Origin of the sequence: Persicimonas caeni (assembly GCF_006517175.1) — a bacterium.
Taxonomy (GTDB): Bacteria; Myxococcota_A; Bradymonadia; order Bradymonadales; family Bradymonadaceae; genus Persicimonas; species Persicimonas caeni.
Map to the genome: position 1 here is coordinate 1852985 of NZ_CP041186.1, position 19874 is coordinate 1872858.

At 65.6% G+C, this 19874-nt stretch carries 14 protein-coding genes; 9 read left to right on the forward strand and 5 right to left on the reverse strand.

Going from position 1 to position 19874, the window contains the following annotated elements; all coding sequences use genetic code 11:
* Positions 1 to 63 precede the first annotated feature (63 nt).
* Positions 64 to 2211: a hypothetical protein gene (locus tag FIV42_RS06885; protein ID WP_141196959.1), complete on the forward strand. Its 2148-nt coding sequence runs from the start codon at positions 64 to 66 to the stop codon at positions 2209 to 2211.
* Here FIV42_RS06885 and FIV42_RS06890 read toward each other — a convergent pair.
* On the reverse strand, positions 2193 to 3614 hold the full coding sequence (locus FIV42_RS06890) for a matrixin family metalloprotease (protein ID WP_141196960.1): 1422 nt from the start codon (positions 3612 to 3614) through the stop codon (positions 2193 to 2195). The genes FIV42_RS06885 and FIV42_RS06890 overlap by 19 nt on opposite strands.
* 553 nt (positions 3615 to 4167) lie before the next feature.
* On the opposite strand from FIV42_RS06890, the gene FIV42_RS06895 reads away from it, so the two are divergent.
* A complete protein-coding gene (locus FIV42_RS06895; RefSeq protein WP_141196961.1) occupies positions 4168 to 5337 on the forward strand; it encodes a GAF domain-containing protein in 1170 nt (389 codons plus the stop codon).
* Positions 5338 to 5692: 355 nt separating this feature from the next.
* On the opposite strand, the gene FIV42_RS06900 is transcribed toward FIV42_RS06895, so the two are convergent.
* A complete protein-coding gene (locus FIV42_RS06900) occupies positions 5693 to 10513 on the reverse strand; it encodes a sigma 54-interacting transcriptional regulator (protein ID WP_141196962.1) in 4821 nt (1606 codons plus the stop codon).
* 274 nt (positions 10514 to 10787) lie between these two features.
* On the opposite strand from FIV42_RS06900, the gene FIV42_RS06905 reads away from it, so the two are divergent.
* The 4 genes from FIV42_RS06905 (at position 10788) to FIV42_RS06920 (ending at position 14578) form a co-directional block, all read left to right on the forward strand.
* Positions 10788 to 11864 (forward strand): hypothetical protein, encoded by a 1077-nt coding sequence (locus FIV42_RS06905; protein ID WP_141196963.1) that lies wholly within the window; start codon positions 10788 to 10790, stop codon positions 11862 to 11864.
* A 127-nt stretch (positions 11865 to 11991) separates the two neighbouring features.
* Positions 11992 to 13050, forward strand: coding sequence for a hypothetical protein (locus tag FIV42_RS06910; protein WP_141196964.1), 1059 nt, complete (start codon positions 11992 to 11994; stop codon positions 13048 to 13050).
* 138 nt (positions 13051 to 13188) lie between these two features.
* Positions 13189 to 13464, forward strand: coding sequence for a YtxH domain-containing protein (locus FIV42_RS06915; protein WP_141196965.1), 276 nt, complete (start codon positions 13189 to 13191; stop codon positions 13462 to 13464).
* A 136-nt stretch (positions 13465 to 13600) separates the two neighbouring features.
* A complete protein-coding gene (locus FIV42_RS06920; RefSeq protein ID WP_168210475.1) occupies positions 13601 to 14578 on the forward strand; it encodes a DUF1207 domain-containing protein in 978 nt (325 codons plus the stop codon).
* A gap of 49 nt (positions 14579 to 14627) precedes the next feature.
* Here FIV42_RS06920 and FIV42_RS06925 read toward each other — a convergent pair whose 3' ends face one another.
* Entirely contained in the window at positions 14628 to 14834 is a 207-nt protein-coding gene (locus FIV42_RS06925; RefSeq protein WP_141196967.1) for a hypothetical protein, read from the reverse strand.
* Between the two features lie 329 nt (positions 14835 to 15163).
* On the opposite strand from FIV42_RS06925, the gene FIV42_RS06930 reads away from it, so the two are divergent.
* From FIV42_RS06930 to FIV42_RS06940, 3 genes are all read left to right on the forward strand, one after another.
* Entirely contained in the window at positions 15164 to 15379 is a 216-nt protein-coding gene (locus tag FIV42_RS06930; RefSeq protein ID WP_141196968.1) for a cold shock domain-containing protein, read from the forward strand.
* A gap of 200 nt (positions 15380 to 15579) precedes the next feature.
* The gene (locus tag FIV42_RS06935) at positions 15580 to 16122 is read left to right on the forward strand and encodes a zinc metalloprotease (protein WP_141196969.1); all 543 of its coding nucleotides are present in this window, start codon (positions 15580 to 15582) and stop codon (positions 16120 to 16122) included.
* Between the two features lie 314 nt (positions 16123 to 16436).
* Positions 16437 to 17132, forward strand: a complete 696-nt coding sequence (locus FIV42_RS06940) for an outer membrane protein (RefSeq protein WP_141196970.1) — start codon at positions 16437 to 16439, stop codon at positions 17130 to 17132.
* Positions 17133 to 17232: 100 nt separating this feature from the next.
* Here FIV42_RS06940 and FIV42_RS06945 read toward each other — a convergent pair whose 3' ends face one another.
* Entirely contained in the window at positions 17233 to 17466 is a 234-nt protein-coding gene (locus FIV42_RS06945; protein ID WP_222615401.1) for a hypothetical protein, read from the reverse strand.
* Between the two features lie 160 nt (positions 17467 to 17626).
* Positions 17627 to 19726 carry a PD40 domain-containing protein gene (locus FIV42_RS06950; protein WP_168210476.1) on the reverse strand — a complete coding sequence of 700 codons (2100 nt, stop codon included), beginning with the start codon at positions 19724 to 19726 and terminating at the stop codon, positions 17627 to 17629.
* Positions 19727 to 19874 lie beyond the last annotated feature (148 nt).

Sequence of the window (19874 nt, forward strand, 5' to 3'; positions counted from 1 at the left end):
TCGTCGGGTCGCATGCGTCTGACCGAACGAGCGATAACACAGACGAAGCGACCCGACTCCATCATGACCGACACGACGATGCCACCCCGGCGCCTCGGGCTACTCGCGCTCGGAGCAACCCTCCTCGCCGCCTGCGCGAGCTCACCCGACACGCACGACGCCCGTCGGTCCTCCGAGACCGAGACGCTCGCCAAGGCCGCCAAGGTCGTCCACCAACAACTCGACTTCACCCATCGCAACGCGCGGGTCTACGGCACCTTCGGCGAGTCGGGGACCGTCATCGGGCCGCAAGGCGCGCTGATCGACCCATTGTCAGGTGTCGTGCGCAAGCGGCTCCCCGGAAGCTCCATCGCCCTCGGCCCCGACGGCCGACACGCCTGCATGCGCAAGAGCGAGCAGGACATCGGCGTCTACGACACCGTTGCGGAGCGCTGGCTGTGGACGCAGCCCATCGAGAACGCCGGGCGAGCGCTCGTCTCGAAAGATGCCTGTGCGTTTCCCGTCTCGGACGAATGGCGCAGACTGCGCCGCTGGCGAGTCTTCGACTTGAAGTCGGGCGAAGCAAGACCTGCCCTCGAGCCGAGCCGCCCGGCCCGCTACCCCGGGTCGGCCGCGTCATTTCGCTACTCGCCCGACGGGCGCTGGCTGGTCGTCTCGGCGCCGCCGGCGGAGGCATCGGCCTCCGAGCACCCCGACGTGCGCTCGTTTCGCCCCTGGCTCCACCGCATCATCGACCTCGAGGACTTCTCGGTCGTGCGCACCGAGCGAGCGCGTTGCCTGACGTGGACCACGAAGGGCGCGACCGCGTGCGCCGAGACCGTCGGCTACGAGCCCTACCGCCGCTACGTCGCCCCACTGCCCGACGGAAAGCACGTCCTCATCGAGCAACGCACCCAGCTCGTCACGCTACCCGACGACGGCAGCCAGGACCTCGAGCGACGCTACGTCTCTCGCGAGATCGCCACCGTCGAGCGCGGCTCCGGTGCGCGCAAAGCGCTGCTCGATCCGGTCGCGCGCAAAGGCATCTCGATCGCCCAAAGCCACGGCATGCCCGTCGTCGCCTCTGCCGACGGACACGTGCTCTACTGGCACAACGACGCAGGCGTCTTTCGCTGGCGATGGAAGCGCGGCGAGCGGCCCGAGCAACTGTCGGACGCGCCGATGACGTTTCGGTATTACTGGCAGTATATGCGGCTTTTGGGCCCCGAGCTCTCCCCGCAGGGCAACTACCTGGGCTTTATCGACCCCTCCAGCCGGCTCCACCGCATCCGTCTGTCGGACGACACCGCGCTGCCTGTGGTCGCGCTTCCGACCACCGCGCCGGGTAACTCGACGCCGATTTGGCGATACGCCATCGACGACGACGGCAGCGTCGCGGTGTTGGTCGATGATAAGGAGAATAACAAGAACACCCGCGGGCTCTTCGTCGCCGGCCCCGACGAGGACAAGCTCACGCGCGTGTCGAAATGGAAGATGATCGCCGACATGCCCGCCGAAATGCAGTGGGTCCGACGCGACGACGAGCGACGTCTGGTGGTGCTCGACGGCAAATACGGCCTGTACGTCTTCGACCCCGACGGGTGGACGTTCGCCCATTACGCGCCCCGCAAGCCGACCTACAGCGTCTACGAGGCCCTCGCCGTCGCCCCGAACTCCACGGCCGTCTCGTTCGCGAGCACGGGCACGGGCAGCGACGACAAAGACTCCGGGCGAGGCATCTGGGTCACCGACCTCTTCGATCTCGAGGGCGCCGAGCGCCTCGATTACCCCGAAAACTGGCGAAATTACCGTCCTCGGTGGTCGCCCACCGGCGAGCGACGCTCGCTGTTCTACGATCCCCAGTCCGACAGCCACGTCCTGCGCGACGACACGTCCGACGCCGCCGCGACTCGCGTGTTATCCGAAATCGTCGGCTCTCTCCCCCTCGTGCGCACCCCACAGAGCGAGCTCTTTTTGGTGCAACGTCACGGCGAGCCGGCTCTCAGCCTGCTCGACCGAGACGGCCACACCCGGCTGACCTTCGGCCTCGTCGCCGACGGCCCCTACGCCTACACCCCCGAAGGAAGCTACTTCTGCGAGGGTCGAGGCTGCGAGATGTTTCGATGTATGTTGGGAGACGCCAAGGCGGTCGAGCCGAACCAATGCCACGCCGTCGTCACCGACGACTTCACAGCCGTGCTCCCCCGCCCCGCTCACTCCCCGTACAAATAGTCGTACATCTTCCGCATCGCCCGGGTCTTGACGTAATCGACCAACCACAGCCCGCCGAGCTCGTCGAAGGGCTGCTGCTCACGCGCCGCCACGATATTCTCGGCGGCGCGCCGGTCGAGGCTGACGGCTTCATCGAGCGTCTCGAACGAGGCGGTATTCGCCAGCTCCAGAATCCGGTTGGCCACTGGCTGGCACGAGGCGAGGACGCGGCCGTCGGCGTCGAGCTCCTCGGGGCAGCGCCCGTCGACGTACAGGTAGTCGTATAGCTTGCGCACGCCCTGCTCCTCCAAGTACCGCATCGCTTTGAGGTCGGCGAGCGTGTGGAACGGCTGGCGGTCGCGGTGGGCGAGGATGTCGTCGACGGCGCGGGTGTCGAGGCGAGCCCAGTCGTCCAAGATCTCGGCGCTGGCGGTATTCGCCAGCTCGACGATCTGGTGTTCGACGGGCACGCAGTCCTCGCGCACGTGGCCGTCGGCGTCGAGCTCCTCGTCGCAGCGCGCGAGCTTTTCGTAGTCGGGATAGAAGAACGCCGCGCCCTCCTTGTCCGTCTCGGTCAGCGTCAACGACCAATCGCCCTCACCGTTGCACTGCGGGTAGTGCATCACGGAGCTTGCGTCGTAGCCGGTGATCGGCCGGTAGTTATCGTCCTCGAAGCACCAGCTGTAGTTGGCCTCCGGGCGAGTATGCTCGTGGCGAAACCCGAGCACGTGGCCCAACTCGTGGCGTAGCACGCCCTCGAGGGTCAGGTTCTGGGCGAGTTCGTCGTTGCCGGTGAGCGCGTCGTCCATCGAGGCGACGTTGATGCGCACCTGGCGCTCCTTGGTCTCGTAATTCGGAAAGAAAGCACGCGCGAAATACGGGGCGTCGGCGGACGGCGGCGTCAGCACGGGAAAGAGCACCCGGTCGGTGCCCATATCACAGTCGGCGTCGGCCTCGGGCACGTGGCGAAACTCGGCGTGCGCGTGCTCCTGCCAAGCTGCAGCCGCGCCGGCCATCGCCTCGATGACCTCGGCTTTGCGGTCACCAAAGGCGTCGGAGACGCAGTAGGTCAGCTCGAATCGCTGCGCGCGGGGCCACCGGGCGTCCACGCCGTCTTCGTGCTGGACGCTCAGCGCGCTGCGGCTGCCGACCACGCGCGCCTCGTAGTAGGCGCGCAGGCCATCTCGGCCGCCGGCGATGGGCAGGTCGCCTTCGACGATGCACACGTCGGTATCCGGCTCGCAATAGATCTGCTCGGCGAACTCCTCGAACGACGGCGTCTCCCCGGTATTGCCCCACCAGTCGCCCTTGCCGCCAAAGTCGTCGTCGGTCTCGGTTTCGGCCGGCTGGGCGTCCTGGGCCTCACCGCAGGCGGTGGGGAGCAGCAACAGGGCGCAGATCAAGCAGAGGTGGGTCGATTTCATGGCGCGGTTCCAAACATGATTCAATGCAGACGTCGCGGCCAAGCTACCGAGTCACTCCAAAGCGCGCAACTGCGGTGAGAAGCCGTGCAGGAAGAGTCTCTGAGCTTCGCAGCCGCTGCAGACGTCTCTCGCGAAAATCTCTGACCTTCGCAGCCGCTGCAGACGTCTCCGAGAAAAATCTCTCGCCTTCGCAGCCGCTGCAGACGTCTCTCGCGAAAATCTCTGACCTTCGCAGCCGCTGCAGACGTCTCCGAGAAAAATCTCTGACTTTCGCAACTGCTGCAGACGTCTCCGAGAAAAATATCTGACCTTCGCAGCGGCTGCGCTGGCCTCCGAGGCTGCAAAATCGGGCGCGCAGCGGCTGCGCTGGCGACGCTGTTTCCCTTGAACAGCGCGTCGAGGCCGCGGTCGAGGTCACTGCCGCGGGGCGACACGGTCGTCTGCGGAGCGCCTTATATATTTTCTGTTAAAGAAAGAACGCAGGTGTGTCGTTGTGCCAAGGGACTCGTACGCAACTCGTGGGCATCATGGCGGCCCACTGCAGGAGAATCGCATGCCTCGACAATTCGCGTTCGCCACTCCCGCCTCCGACGAAGAGCGTCTCGGCCTCATGGATCGTTGGGGAATCGGCCAACTCGAGGACGCCCCCATCTTCAATCAGATCGCCGAGGCCGCCGCGGCTATCTGCGATACGCCCATCGCCCTCGTCTCGTTCATCGACCGCGCCGAGCACTGCAATCTTGGGTCGGTGGGCACCGACCCGCACCGATTTGCGCGCGAGTTGTCGATTTGCAACCACGTGGTCAAAAGCCCGCGCGTGCTCATTGTGGAGGACCTGCGCGAAGACGAGCGCTTCGCGCACCTGCCGTCGGTGGCCAATCCCGACGGGATCCGGTTCTACGCGGGCATCCCGCTGATGATCGACAACCGCGCGGCCGTCGGCGTGCTCTGCGTCGTCGACACCAAGCCGCGCCGGCTGATGCTCCAGGAGCGCGCCGGCCTCATGGACCTGGTTCGCCAGGCCGAACTTCATCTGAATCGCCACGTCGCCGAGCAGGAGTCTGCAGCATCCGACACCGCGGAGGCCCCCTCCCAGGACGCCCGTCCGCTCTTCGAGCGCAAGCTACGACTGGGACAACTGATGCTCTCGGCCCTGGCCGAGCAGCTCGGCTTTTTGAGAGGCGACGCCGAGTACCTGAGCACCCACGACGGCGACCGGCGACAGAAGAGCGGCGTCTTTCGCCAGCTCTACCAGACCCTCGACGAGCTCGAAGACCTCGTCGAGAGCACAAAATGTTTGCTCGCCGACCCATCGGCAAAGGTAGCCAACGTCCAGCCGGTTTCGTTCGGACAGCTCGTCTCGGACGTCACGCGCACCTTCGCGAAGCGACTCGAGACGCACGGACTGCGCCTATCGGTGACCAACCGCGCACTCGACGACCGGGTCGCGGGTCAACCCGCGCTGCTGCACGACCTGATCACACGCGTCTTCGAGGTGACGCTGCGTAGCGCACCACAAGATACGAGCGTCGACATCGACATCGACATCGACCGCGACGGCGACAAGCTCGTCTGGACGGTGCGATCCCACGGCGACTGGACGGCGTCGCACGAGACGTGCGCGATGATCGTGGAGAGCCACGACGGCACGATCGAGACGCAAAAGGAGGGAGACGACCGGCGACGGCTGCGTGTGCGTCTGCCGTCGGTGGGAAGGGGCTAACACGGTGTCTGACACCGTGTATCGCGGACACGCCGAAGCGCCGAGGCGCTGCGCTGATGCGCTGACACGCTGAAGCGCCGAGCCCGCTGAATGCATGATCCGCTGCACGCGGAAGCGCTGAAGATTCATCTGAGGTTCGCTGTACCCGCTGCAGAAGGCTGCCTACCACCGCACGTCGACACACCGCAGCGACGTCGTTCTGCAGCGCCCTCCGCGTCGTTCAGATGAATCTTCAGCGCCTCAGCGTTCCGCGCATCAATACTCCCGCGCCTCCGCGCCTCCGCACCTCCGGGTTTCCGCGCCTCCGCGGTCGCGGTCGAGGGGACCAACACGGTGTCTGACACCGTGTTTGTGGTCACTCGATGTCATACTTCTTCTGATACCGATACAGCGTGCGCACGCTCACGCCGAGGGCCTCGGCGGCCCTCTCCTTGTCGCCGCCGGCGCGGCGCAGGGCTTCGACGACCTCGGCGCGGCCGGCTTTGGGCTTGCGGCCGAGCTTGCTCGTGCGGCTGGTCGTTCGACTCGGCCGCCGCCCTTCCCGTCCGTCGTCCGCCTCCCGAATCCGCAACAAGGGCGCGACATCGCGCTCGCCGAGTTCACAGCCGTCGGCCAGCGCGCACGCCGCGCGCAGCGTGTTTTCGAGCTCGCGGACGTTGCCCTTCCAGTGTGCCTGCGACAAAAGCCGCGCGGCCTCGGGCACCAGCCTGTACGACTCGCCGCTCGATTCGCCGATGCGGTCGAGGAGCTTGCGGGCGATGAGCGGGATATCCTCGCGGCGGTCGCGCAGGGGCGGCACTTCGACGACGAAGGCCGCCAGCCGGTAGTACAGGTCCTCGCGAAAGCTCCCCTCTTCGACCATCTCCTCGAGGCTTCGGTGGGTCGCGCAGACCACGCGCACGTCGACCGGCTCGGCCTCGGTCGCGCCGACACGGCGTACCTTGCGCTCCTGGAGCACGCGCAGCAGCTTGACCTGCATCGACGCGGGCATCTCGCCGACCTCGTCCAAGAAGATCGTGCCGCCGTTGGCGGCGTGGAAGAAGCCCTCGCGGTCGGACTGCGCGCCGGTAAACGCCCCTTTGACGTGGCCGAACATCTCCGACTCCATCAAGCTCTCGCTGACCGCGCCGCAGTTGAACGCCACGAACGGGCCGTTGCTGCGCGGGCTCGCCGCGTGCAGCGCCTCGGCGACGAGCTCCTTACCCACGCCCGACTCGCCGTGGACGACCACCGGGATATCGCTCTTGGCGACGCGCTCGACCTGCACGAGCACGTCCTCCATGGCGCGCGAGGCGAACGCGATATGCTCGAAGGTCGAGCGCGTCGGGCTCGTCAGGCGCTGGCGCTCGACCTCCTCGGTGAGCTCGCCGACGCGGTCGCGAAGCTCGCCGAGCATCACCTCGCGCTCGGCCAAGAGTTCGTCGAGGCGCTCTTTGGCCTGGGCCAACTCCCGCCGTTCGCGCTCGAGCTCGTCGAGGCGGCGCACGTTGGTAATCGCCAGGGCGAGTTGGTGGCCGAACGCCTCCATCATCCGGGTCACCTCGCCCTCGAAAATGCCCGGCTGGAAGCGATGGTCGAGGTATAGCGCGCCGAGGAGCCCGCCGGAGTCGCGAATCGGCACGCACAGGACGCTCGTCAGGCTCAGGTCGACGACCGACAGCGCCTGCTCGAAGCGCGTGTCGTCCTGGGCGTTGACGGTGACCACCGTCTGGCCGGTGCTGGCGGCCTCCTCGGCCACGGTCAGACTCACCTCCAAATGTGGCTCGGGGATGGGTTGGGCGTGGGCGTCGCGGCTGGCGACGATGCGAAAGTCGCCCACTCGTGCTCGATCGGGGTCGCGCAGCAAGATAAAGCCGCGCTCGGCGCCGCTCAGGCTCAGCGCGATGTCGAGCGCCTTCGGGGTGAGCCTGGCGAGGTCGTCGCTGTGGAGGATGACCTCGTTGAGCGACAGCATCCGGTAGAAGCGCTCCAAAATCGCGTCCGACTCCGGGGCGTGGCGCGCGCGCCGACGACTCTGCCAGATGCCGCGAGCGTCCTGCTCGGGCCGCGCCGGTCGGCTCGACGACGCCGGCGACGCGGGGGGGTCGTCCGCGACGTCTACGTCGTCGACCTCGAGGGAGGGCAACTGGGCGAAGAAATCGTCGCGAAGCTCACGGGTGAGCCCCATCGCGATGGCGTTCTTCGACTTGAGCGCGATCTCGGCGACCTCCTCCATCAAATCGCCCAGCCCCTCGCGCTCGAGCAGCCGCCACAGGTACGGGCTCTGGCGCAGCACGAGCTTGTGGTTGCCCGCCTCGGCCGTCTGCAACAGGCTTCGGCGAAAGAGCTCGATGCCCGCCATCACGCCGACCGAGCCGCCCTCTTCCCACTGAAGGCGCGCGCGAAGCATGCCGTGGTAGCCCTCCAAGCCGGTCAGCTCGTGCCCCTCGATGAGGCTGCGCGCCTCGTCGATGAACTCGTGGGAGCGCACGAGATCCTCCTTGAGCAGACACGCCTCGGCGCTGTGCAGCAAGAGCTCGGCGCGCGAGAACGCCGACACGGGCAGCGACGCGTCGCCAAGCGCGGCCTCGTAGCTCGCCAGGGCTTGGGCGAGGTCGCCCTCGGCCAGGTGAATCTCGCCCTGCATCGAGTAGCAGAGCACCAGGACCGAGCCGAGTTCGTGCTCGAGGGCGACCTCCCAGGCATCGTCGAGGGAGGCGCGCGCCTCGGGAAGCCGGCCCAGCGCCTGCTCGATATTGGCCTGATTGGCGTATAGCAGCGCGCGGGTCGACGGGCGCGTCGACGGCTGGGCCAGGCGCACCCCGCGGGCGTAATACTCGCGGGCGATGCCCAAGCGCCCCTGACGATGGTAGGCGGTGCCCACGTTGAGCAGGTAGATGGGGAGTTCGGCGTCGAGGCCGGCGCCTTCGATGATCTCGAGGGCGCGCCGGTAGGCGTCGGTCGCCTCGTCGAGCCGGTCGTGGCGGGTGAGCCCGAGGGCGCGGTAGGCGTGGCAGCGCGCCCGCAGCACCGGGGCGACCCCGGGGTGTTCGAGGCGCTCGTGCAGGTCCTCGAGCGCGGCGATGGCGTCGCGATCGCCGTAGATGGCGCCGGCGGCGTGGAGCACGAGTTCGAGGTGGGCGCGCAGCGCCTCTGTCCCGTCCGCCGGAAGCTTCGCGGCGAGCTCTAGGCCTTTGTTGGCGAATGCCTTGGCATCGTCGAACTGGCCGGACGACAGGCTGAGCTGGGCTTGCCACAGACGGCAGCGCGCGAGCTCGAGGGGCGCGTCTTCGGCCGACAGCGTGTCGGCGACGGACGATAGCCGCGCGAGCCCGTCGGCGTGACGGCCTTGATTATGCGCCAAGCGGGCGAAGGCGACGGTGGCGTCGCAAACGAGGCCCGAAGCGCCCATCTCGGCCATCGCGTCGATTTCTGCAACGAGCGCGCGTTCGAGCTCGTGGACGTGCCGCGGGCTCGCCACACCGCGCAGAATGACGTCGGTCCACGCCTCGAGCACCTCGCGCGCCTGCTCGTCGTTCAGAACGACGCGCTGGGCGTAGACTTCTGCGCAGCACTCGGCGGCCTGGCCGAAGGCGCCGCGCTCGACGAGCGAGTCGTAGCGCTCCTGCCAGCGGCCCGCCGACAGCGGCGCGCGGAACACGCCGCTGTCGCGAATGGAGACCGTATCGGGCTCGAAGGGAGCGCCGACGCGTTGGTTGATGAGCTGGACGAGCCGGTCGGGGCGGCCCTGGGCGCGGTCGACCAGCCCCTTCCAGTGGCCGCCGGCGATGTCGCGCACCTCGGTGCGCAGGGTCTTTGCGCGCCAACTCCCCCAGACCGATGGATCTTCGGCCGGCGTGAGCAGCGCGACCGCTGCGTCGGCCTCCACCGGGCTCGCTCCGAGCACGCAGCGAAGCCGCGCGGGCTGCTCGAGCACGAAGCTCCACCAACGCCGAACGTCGGGGCCGGCGGCCTCGAAATCCTCCCAAACGACCGTCAGTCCGGTCTCGGGCAACGCATCAATGAGCGCCTCGGCGAAGACCTCGAAGGTGTGGAGTTGGTCGCCGCGGCCCGCTTCACGGGCGAGGTGCTCGTGCACGTCCGGGTCTTGGCAGACCTTTTCGACCAACGCGTAGGCGAGGTTCCAGGGGTCGGCGTCGCTGTCGGGGGCACGAGTTTCGTCGAGCGGCGCGTCGAGCTGTGCCCCGCGCACGAAAATCACCCGCTCGCCGGCCAGCTCGAGGCGTCGCGCGACCTGGCGTAGCGCGGGCCGAGCGAAGAGCTTGCGGTCGCGGTCGACGACGACCACGGTGGGCTTTTCCTCGAGCGCCTCGAGCGCGGCGGTGGCGGTGGCGTCGACCTCGCCGGGAAGCGGTCGGACCGCCGGCAGGTCGATTTGGCCGCCGGCGTCGATGAGCGCGTCGATGAGTGACTGCAGCGAGGGGCGAAGCTCGGCGTCCTTGGCGAGCATGCGCGTGACGACGCCGGCGAGCCGGCCGTCGATTCTGTCGGGCAGCGTAGGGCGACGGTGGCGATGCGCCTGCGCCCATTGCGCGAGGCTATCGGCCTGCAGCGGCCATTCGCGCGAGGCGAGCCAGCAGACGAACGCGCCGAGGGCGTACACGTCGCTCTCGACGGTGGCCGCCGCGCCCTGCCATCGCTCGGGCGCCATGAGCGGCGCGCTGCCGGCGACGTGGCCGCGGTCATCCGAGGTGGTCGCCACCAGGGGCACGTCGATGAGCCACATCTTCGCGTCGTCGTCGTAGACCACGTTCGCCGGCTGCAGGTCGCCGTGGACGAGCCCGTGCTCGTGCAATTCGCGCACTGTATAGGCGAGCTGCAAGGCGACCGACATCCCGTCCGTGCCGACGAGGCCTTCGACCTCGTGAAGCGTGGTGCCAGGCACCCAATCGCGCACGGCCACCAACCAATGTCCCTCGGCGAGCGCGAGCTCGCGGCGCTCCGACTCACGCAGGTACCGAAAGTGGCGCCATCGAGGCACACACGCGACCTCGGCGACCTGCGCGCCGGCCGCGATCTCGTCGAGCAGCCGCCCGTGCGCCCCCGTAAATCGATCCGACAGACGCACCAAGCGCACCACGCAGCCCGCCCCGTCGCCATCGGGCACATGCCAACTGAGCCCGTCGGCCTGGTAGCTGAGCGGACGGGCGTTTTCGAGGAGGTGCTCGAGGTTCATGGAAATCCGTGGTCAGAAATTTGCGCCCTCTTATGACAGAACTTTCTGTCATGACTGTCAAACTATTTCTGACACTTATGTCATTCTGTCACCAACATGGTGTCAGACACCGTGTTGGGGCGCGACGAACCCACCACTTAACCCCTAATTTCCAACAGCTTATCAATTTTACGAAAATATCTCGCACCTGCTGGCACACCCATTGCTTTACAGAAACCCGAGCCCGCAACCACCGCGTTGCCCTGTCGCTGACTCGAATCTGAAGGAGCTGAAAATGATGTGCTCGAATAAGAAAAGTGGACAATCGCTCATCTGGTTGGTTTGCATCGTCGCCCTCGTCGCCGCGACCGCCTGCGGAGACCAGAGCTCGACCGAGCAAGAGGAGACCGAGGAGTTTCGCGCCGCGCTCGTCTCCGAAGGCGACATCATGCTGAGCTACGAGGGAGAAGAGGAAGGGACGCGCTCGAGCGCGCTCAACGGCGAAGTCAGCGGCATCGCCGCGCTGACGGCCGAGACGGTCGTCAAGACCAACGCCTTTTTGGGAGGGCATATCGGGATGATGCGCGCCATCGTCAGCCTGCCGCCTACCACCGCCGAAGAGGACCGGCGCACCTGGGAGGGCACCCACGACGGCTATTTCCTGCGCGTCGAGGTCGAACGCAGCGACGCGCCGCGGGGCACGCGCTTCGACTATTCGCTGACCGCCCGCCCCGCCGACGACAGCGCCCACGAGATGCTGACCATCTTCGACGGCCACGTCGTGCGCATCGAGACGCGCCCGCACTTCGACAAACAAGGCTGGGGCATCGTGCGCTACCACTTCGACCACGCCAACACCCTCGACCCCGCCCAGCAGATCGACGGCAAGGTGCGCCTGGCGTTTCGCCGCGTCGGTAACGTGCGCCAGGTGCGCGCACACTTCGTCGGCGTGCAGACGCCCCGCGACCCCAACTTCCCCGACGCCGCCGCCTATGACTACGTCTTGCTCCCCAACCGCGCCGGGCGCATGAAGTGGTTCGCCAAGGCTGACTTCAACCAAGACGGCGGTCAGCCGCTCGAAGGCATCGCGGTGCACTCGTACTGGCGAGGCGACCTGAGCGGCGCGGGCGTTGCCCTGGCCACCGGCGGCACCCTCGAGGTCGACTTCCTGCGCTCGGCCCAATGCTGGGACGACCAGCTGCACAAAGCCTACGAGCACCTGAGCTGGCCCGAAGGTCACACCGAAAAGGGCGACCGCGCCAGCTGCGTGCAGAATACCGACGACCTCGAGCCGCCGGCCGTCGAGGAGAACCTGGCCGACGAAGATCCCGCGATTCCGGCCGCTCACCCGGCCGAAGAGTCGGGTGAGTGAGCCTCCGGTCCCTGCGCCTCCCGGTCCACCCGGCCGGGAGGCGCTCCTGTCGTCAAAGCTGCATTTGAACACCACAGCATTTATAGTCGTCCAAGCCGGTGACTGAGTCCGTAACCGAGACAAGCTCATGCCCCTCGCAACTCCCAAGCTCGCTATGTCCCCGAGCCTCGTGCTTCTGGCGCTCGTCTCGTCGCTGGCGTTGTCATGCGGCCCGACCACCATCGAGCCGGTGCCCGATATCCCCCAGACGGTCGACTACGACACGGTCAAAATCGACTACGCCGGCCAAGATGGCGTCGAGCAGCCCCAAGCGGGGACATTGACCGGCGCGCTGGTCGGCGAGTCGTCGGGCCTGGCCGAGTTCACCCGCAAGACGGTCTTTGGCACCAACGAGATCATGTACGGGGTATTCGAGCTCATCGACCGGATCACCGCGTACCCGGCGCGCCAGCCCCAGGAGGGCCGCTGGGTCTGGGAGACCCCGCCGCGCGCCGACGACTACCTCTACCTTCAAATCGACGCGGTCGACGCCGAGACCTTCAGCTACTCGCTGCGCTGGGGCAACAGCGCCCAGGACAACCGCGAGATCTTCTCGGGGTGGTTTACCCCCTTCGAGACTGCCGACTCACCGGACGACGCTCGACAAGACCAGCAAGGCGAGGGGCTGCTGTACCTGGACTTCGACGCCTTCCACGCCTACGACCCGACCTCCTTCGAGGGCAAGATGGCCATCGCCTTTCGGGCGCGAAACGGGGTGCGCCAGGTGCGCGTGGGCTTCGACCAGTTCACCAATGGCGACAACGAGCCGCTCAACGCCATCTACCGCTATGTGCAGCTCCCCTCGGGACGTGGCCGGCTGGTCTTCTTCGGGCGAGGTGATTTTGGCGAAGACGGCGAGCCTCACGAGTTTTTCAGCGTCGACGCGGCCTGGCTGCCCGACGCCCAGGGGCGCGTGGCCGCGCGCATCGAAGGAGGCACCCTCTCCCAGCCGGTGGTGGTGCGCCAGTGTTGGGACGCGAGCGAGACGATCGTTTGGGAGGAGAGCCAGCCGACGCGACCGCTGCACGACGGCGGCTCGCCGGACGCCTGCGCTGCCACCCTGCGCGCGTTGACGATCGACCCGCCCACCTACGAGCCGCCCAACGGCCGCGACCCCGAGGTGCCCGAGGCACATCCCAGCGAATAGGGTCATCGCAGTCATCGAGAACACCTTGGCGAAGGGTGTTCGGCCCGCGCAGTCGGCTGACTCGTTGACGCCTCCGGGGACGCGTGCATCTTTGGCCCACGAGGCAGTTAATCGAATCATGTCAAACCGGAGCTTCTCATGAATCTGTCGAACCCGTTTAGCAGTGACAACCGCCGCGACCGCTACGATCAACTCATCGATCGCGTGGGTCTGCAGCGCAAGACCTCCAACGATAACACCCTGGCTGCCATCGGCCTTTTTGCCATGGGTCTGGGACTGGGGGCGACGCTGGGCATGCTGTTTGCGCCCAAAGAGGGGCGTGAAATTCGCCAGCAAGCCAAGGAGAAGCTGCCAGGCATTCGCAGCGGCAGTAGCATCGAGTCTCAAGAGCGCATTTACGAACAGCGCACCTGATCGAACCCCGTGTTCGACAATCAAGGCCGCCGAAGCTGTCTCACGGCTCCGGCGGCCTTTTTTTCGTTGGTAATGCTGTGCTTTCGCTGTTTTGCCCTATGCTCCCGCTTGGTCCCGTGTTGGATGGATGCTCACCATGGCCCGACTCCTCGACGCACTCCGTCTGCATCGGCTCTTTCACCGCGGCTTGATGCTGCTCGCCTGTGTCACCGTGCTGTTCGCCAACGCGGAAGCCAGCGCTGGAGACTCCAAGAGCGTCGACTGCCGCTACGAGCCGTCCGAGGTCGTCGAGCCTGACGTGGTCCTCGAAGGCGGCTTCTTACCGACCAGTGATGTGTTCCGCCCACTTCTGGCCGACGTCAAAGAGCCGCGCTTTGCCGCGGCCATCCAACGCGTCAGCTTCGACCCGGGCATCCTGTCGACCCAGACCACCGGCCAAGGCATCTGGGCGGGGGTGGTCAGCTTCGGCAGCATCTTGGGGCTGTACGGCTGGCGCTCCGAACAATCGTGCGACGGCGTCCAGATCAGCCTGGCGGGCGGGGTCTTCTCGCAGTTCAACCTCGACGCCCCGTCGGTGCCGCTGATCAACTCCGACTTCATCATCGGCGTGCCCGTGACCTTTCGCAGCGGCCGCTTCTCGGGGCGAGTGCACCTGTATCACCAGAGCAGCCACCTGGGCGACGAGTTCATCCTGTTCAACCCCCAGGTCGAGCGCATCGACCTGGGCTACGAGATTGTCGATGTGGTGCTCTCACTGCAGGACCACTGGTGGCGGGTGTATGGGGGCGGCGGCTACATCATCCACTCGCAGACCGACGACTTCGCGCGCGGCAAAGCGCAGGCCGGCATCGAGTTTCGCGCTTACGACTGGCAGGTGAGCCTGTTCGACGACGACCAGATCGAGCCGGTGCTCGGCCTGGACGCCACCTCATTCGCCGAGCGCGACTGGGGCATCACCTTCAGCGCCAAGGGCGGCCTGTCGGCCAGCGCCAACCACAGCACGCGGCACATCCGTGTGATGGCGGTCTTTATGCGTGGATTTTATCCATTCGGCCAGTTCTTCGACGACGACCAACTCACCAACTACGGGCTCGAAGCCCAGTTCGAATACTGATCCGAGTGCGGAGTGGCTCGCCCACCGAGCCGGTTCGAAGGCGACGCGATCAATTTGGGGCTTTGCGCACCAGGCGCTCCAAGATCGGCGCGGCCTTCGAGCGCAATTGCGACCAGCGCTCTTTGAGCGCGGCCAGGCGCCGCTCGACGCCCTTGGCCGCTTCGTCGCCAAAGGTGGGATGGTCCGGACGGCGCGGTGGCGCCTCCGGGCTGCGGTTATGGCGGATGTAGGTACCCATGCAAAATAATTTAAGCACTCGACGGCCTCGAAAAACCCCTCGGGCGGCCTCGACGTGCGGTTTTTCGAGCAAGCCTTTGGATTTTAAGGGGTTTTTTGCACTCTTCTTGGAAGGTCGAGCCACTCGAGGGCGTTAACATCCCCGAAGCTGGTCGGAAGGCCTTTGGCACACGGGGTCGAGCAAGCAGAACCCCGCAACGTGCCAGCAAGCAAAAGAACCTTCAGGCTGGCGGGCCCTCGTAAGCAGCGAGGCCCATGGGGGCTGTCGTACTCGAAGAGATTCTTGGGTCGAGCAGCCGTAAGCAAGCAATGCACATCGACTCTAGCAGCAAGCAGAGAGGTATCATCATGGCGACCGGTTCGGTTAAGTGGTTCAACAACGCAAAGGGTTACGGTTTCATCAACGTCGAGGGAACCGACGAAGACATCTTCGTGCACTACAGCCAAATCCTCGAAGAGGGATTCAAGACGCTGCAGGCCGACGAGCCGGTGCAGTTCGAGCTGCACCGCGGCCCCAAGGGCCTGCACGCCTCCAACGTCGAGCGCGTCGATAAGAACCAGTAACTCCAGCAACACATGTGGTATGCCGTAAACCTTTGCGGCGAACCGACACTGCCGGCCGGGGGATTCCCCCCGGCCTTTTTATACCCACTGCCCTCCACCCTTCACAAACCACTGAAAAGCAAGTAGAATCGGTTGCGACCTAAGTCATCTGACTTGTGATACAGATGCGCTTTGCCTCACCGTAGCTTTGTGCCGTGCTCATGCGATCGATTCTTTGCTGCTTGCTCTCCGCCCACCCGTTTCACCTCTTCTCGAAGGCCCTGCTGACGGCGCTGATCACCGTGGTGGTCTGTGGCTGCGGACCCAACGAACAAGACCTGGTCTTCGACGTGACCTACGACCCGTGCTTGCCGCTGGTGGTCGAGCCGGTCGGGGATTTGCGCGACAGTGAGCTCGAGGCGGTCGACCAGGCGCTGGCCATGTGGAACGCCGCCGGCCCGCTGCAGCTGACGCGTGAAGACCTGGCCGACGCCCCTCGCCTGCCAATTTTTTTCCAACGGGGCGCGCCGTTCGTCAACGGCTACTACGATGACGAGCTGGGCGAAGTGATCATCAACCGCAGCTTGGCCGACTCCCGCCAACGCACCATTACCATCGCCCACGAGTTGGGCCACGCCTTCGGCCTGCGCCACGTCGACCCCGCCAAGCGCCGCTCGCTGATGAACGCGGGCAACTTGGAGACTCCCCTGACCGAGCGCGACGTCGAGGCGGTTATCCAGCGCTGGCAGGGCTGCCCCCAATAGCTTGGCCGCCGGTTGCGGCGAAGCCGCACCTGCTCTTCGTGCCGGCCCACGCCTTTTGTTTGGTTGACCTCCCTGCCCAAGATTTTAACTTTCGGATTGAAACCGCCGCAGGAGATACGCGGCGATGTGAAGAGGCTTTCGACTCTTACGGCATCGTCCGTTCAGGGGGACACTCAAGTAAAAGTAGTACACACATGACGTGCTGTCGCGCTCGCCGGTCAGCAGTGCTTCGAAGACGTATCGAAACGACGTATCGACATTGAGTGAGAAAGTCTCCACTTGGCGAGCAAGACATCAGCAAAGGGAGTCACATCATGAAGAATACCAAGTTGTTAGGACTCGTATTCGCAGCGGCAACGCTTCTGGTGGCCGGACCTGTGGCCGCCCAAGACTACGGGGAGGACGAAGAGATGGCCGAGCCCGTCGAGATCGACGAGCCGTATGAGGAGCCTGAACCGCTGGTTCAGGACGACCGGGCCGACACGCTGACTCCGTTCGGCATGGGCGTTCAGATTGGTGGTGGCGCCGTTGGCTTTACCGACGGTGACTTCAACGACTTCGTCGACGTCGGCGGTGGCTGGGAGGGTCGCATCCTGCTCGGCACCCGCACGCTGCTCGGCTTCGAGGCGGCCTATATCGGTAGCGCCAACGACATCGACACCTTCGGCGTCGAAGACGACGCCATCCTGCTGTCCAACGGTGTTGAAGGTGCTTTCCGCCTCAACCTCGCGACCACCCGCGTCAAGCCCTACATTCTGGCAGGCGCCGGCTGGAAGCACTATGAGGTCGAGAACACCGACGTCAACACCTCGAGCCTGCAGGACGCTGACGACGTCATCGAGTTTCCGCTCGGTGCCGGTCTGAGCTACAGCTACAATCGTTTCATCGCCGACGTGCGCGGAACCTTCCGCCCGGCGATCGACAACGAGATGCTGCGCTCGGAGGTCGCCAACGACGAAAACGAACTCCATAACTGGAGAGCCGGTGCCAACGTCGGCTTCGAATTCTAAACTTAACGACCACTGACACACAAAAAGACCCGCTCAGCCAAGTGCTGAGCGGGTCTTTTTTTTCACCTCGAGCGCTGCCAGGCAACGCCGGTCGAGATGATTACTCTTCGCCGCCGAAGAAGGTCGGCACATCTTCGCGGGCGTCCTCGTCGCCCTTCTTGATGGCCTGGATCTCCTGACGAGCTTCGTGGAAAGCCTTCTTGGCCTGCAGGAAAGCCTTGCGCACGCGGGTCGCAGCGGCCTTGTTGGTGCCGGCATAGGCCTGCTGGATGTCGCCGTTCTCTTCGGCTTCTTTGAGGGCCTTCATCGCTTCAATGTACTGTTCGGCTGCCATTGTCATACCTCCATTCAAGGCTTGGTTTGCGTGGTGGTCATTACATGAATTGTCGTAATCTTCAAGCGTTTCATCGCACGATTCAGGCATTTTCTCAAGACCCAAACCACATCACGATAATCACGCCATGGCTAGAGGATCGCACGCTCGACCCTCGAAACTACCCGTCGGCGGGATAGCAGACATTGGCGGCACATAACAAGCCCTCACAACAGTCGGCGCTGGTGCTGCACGTCTCTGTCAGCTCTCGGCACCTTTCGGGGGGCGGTGGTGAGCACACCAAGTCCCCACCCTCATCGGGTAGGCACTCGCCACTACAACATTCTCCCCCCACACTGCAACCCTCACCGTCCTGTCGGCACGCCTGTGGGGCCCAGTAGGCGGCGATATTCATCGACTGGGTGTTTTGTCCGGGCAGCCAATACCCCACTTCAGACGGGTCCTGGCCGGGGTCGGGGTTCTTTTTGACCGCCGACACCCAGATTTGCTGTCGCGACGCCCCTTGTGTGCCTGCCTGAGCGTTGCCGTAATCCCTGCGAGACAGGTAGCTGAGCCAGAAGTAGTCCTCGGTCTCGAACGGCGAGAAGTTCGGCTGGAAGGTGTCTGCAGCACTCGGCCCACCCGAGGCATGGTCCAGGCGGACCACCCCGGAGCCATCGCGACGCATCATATACAGCGCGGCCTGCTTGTCCTCACTGCGCGAGCCGGTGCCGTGGGCGAACGCGATCCACTGCGAATCGGGGCTCCAAGTCGGGTAACTGGCGGCCTGGCCCGCGGGCTGGGCGTTCGGGATGTCGGTGCCGGCGCGAAGGGTCTGCGGCGCACCGAAGCTGTCGGGGCCGGTCACCGGCAAGACGGCCACGTCGCCGGTGGTGTTGGCGCCGCCCCACGCGTTCACGTTGTTGATGTAGGCGATCAGGCTGCCGTCGGGCGACCAGGACGGGTGCGTGACTCCTCCGCCGGGAAGCGCTCCGCTCTGGGGCGGGACGACTTGGCCGGTGAACGGGTCCATCAACGCCATTTTGCCGTTCGCGCCGCCCTCGGTCTGCGTGACCATCAGCCGCGTGTCGTCGGGATTCCAGGTCGAGAACCACCAGCGTGTGCCGTTGTTCGGGTCGACGGGGAACTCGCTGGGCGGCGGATTGCCGCTCAGGTCCTGCGTGAGATCGAAGACCGTCCCGATATTGTCGCCGCCGCCCAGGCGCCCGACCATGTAGCGGCCGCTGTTGGACACCGAGTGGCAGCCCACACAGCGGGTGCCCGTGCCGTCGTCCGGCGGGGTCGGCATGAACTGCTCGGGGGTGCCCGTGCCGTCCTTGATGCGTACGATACGCCCTGCGCCGATATCCCAGTAGTACACCGAGCCGGCCACGGTGCCTTTGGCAAAGCGCATACGCACCGGGGTGCCTCCGATCACGTCGCCGCTGGCGGCTTCCAGGCGTGTCACGGCGATACTCATCGGCTCGTCTTGCTCCGTCTGCGCCATCGCACGCCAAGCGTCGGCGTCGGCCAGCCAGTGGTTGCCAAAGCTCGGGCCGGTATGCTTGACGTAGCTGACGACCTCGGCGCTCGGCTTGACCAGCCGGATCTGGAAGATGTCGTCCTGAACTCCGTTGGTCCACTGGATATCGGCCGGGTAGACATTCTCGGGCATGACCGCCCCGTCGAGCGGATAGACCACCGTGGACGCACGCGTCGGGTCGGTGACCTGGGCCCCCTGGAAGCTCTGGGCGACGTCGTCGGGCAGTCCGTCGGCCACGAGTGTACGCTTGACGAAGACCCGCACGGTGGCCGTGGCCGGGGGAATACCCGCCGTCGCGTCGACCGCCGTGGCCGTCACCTGCGTCTCGCCACCGAGGATACCGTGGGCTACGAAGTTGCCGTTGGCCGCGTCGATATAACCGATCTTCTCGTCGGCCACCGAAAACTCGACGTCGCCGCCAAATGGCTCGGTGTGGCCGTCGGCAAAGGTGGCGACCACCGCGAAATCATGCTGCGGCTGCGAGCCGTTCTCCGAGAGCAAGTCGACGCTGGCCGGCTCGATCTGAATCGCGGTCAGCGGGCCGTGATCACCGGTGTCGCCGCTGCCACCTCCGTCGTCCGGACCGCCCGTGTCCCACGAGCACTCACTGCCTGTGCAGTCGCCCGTATCCGACTCGGTTTGGGAACCAATAGTGGTACGCCCGTCGTCGCATCCGAGACCGACGAGCGACAGACAAATGAAAAGAGATAAGACCCTTGGCAAGTTCGAGGCGGCCATCAAACGCTCCAGTAGAAATGTCACGTTACCGATGGGCCACACTATAGCAGAACGCTGGTGCCGTTGCAGTGGCAACAAAAAACCCCGGCCGCCAAGCATGCGGCCGAGGTTCTCGTGACTCTAGAGCGCAGAGAGGTGTTGCAAGCAG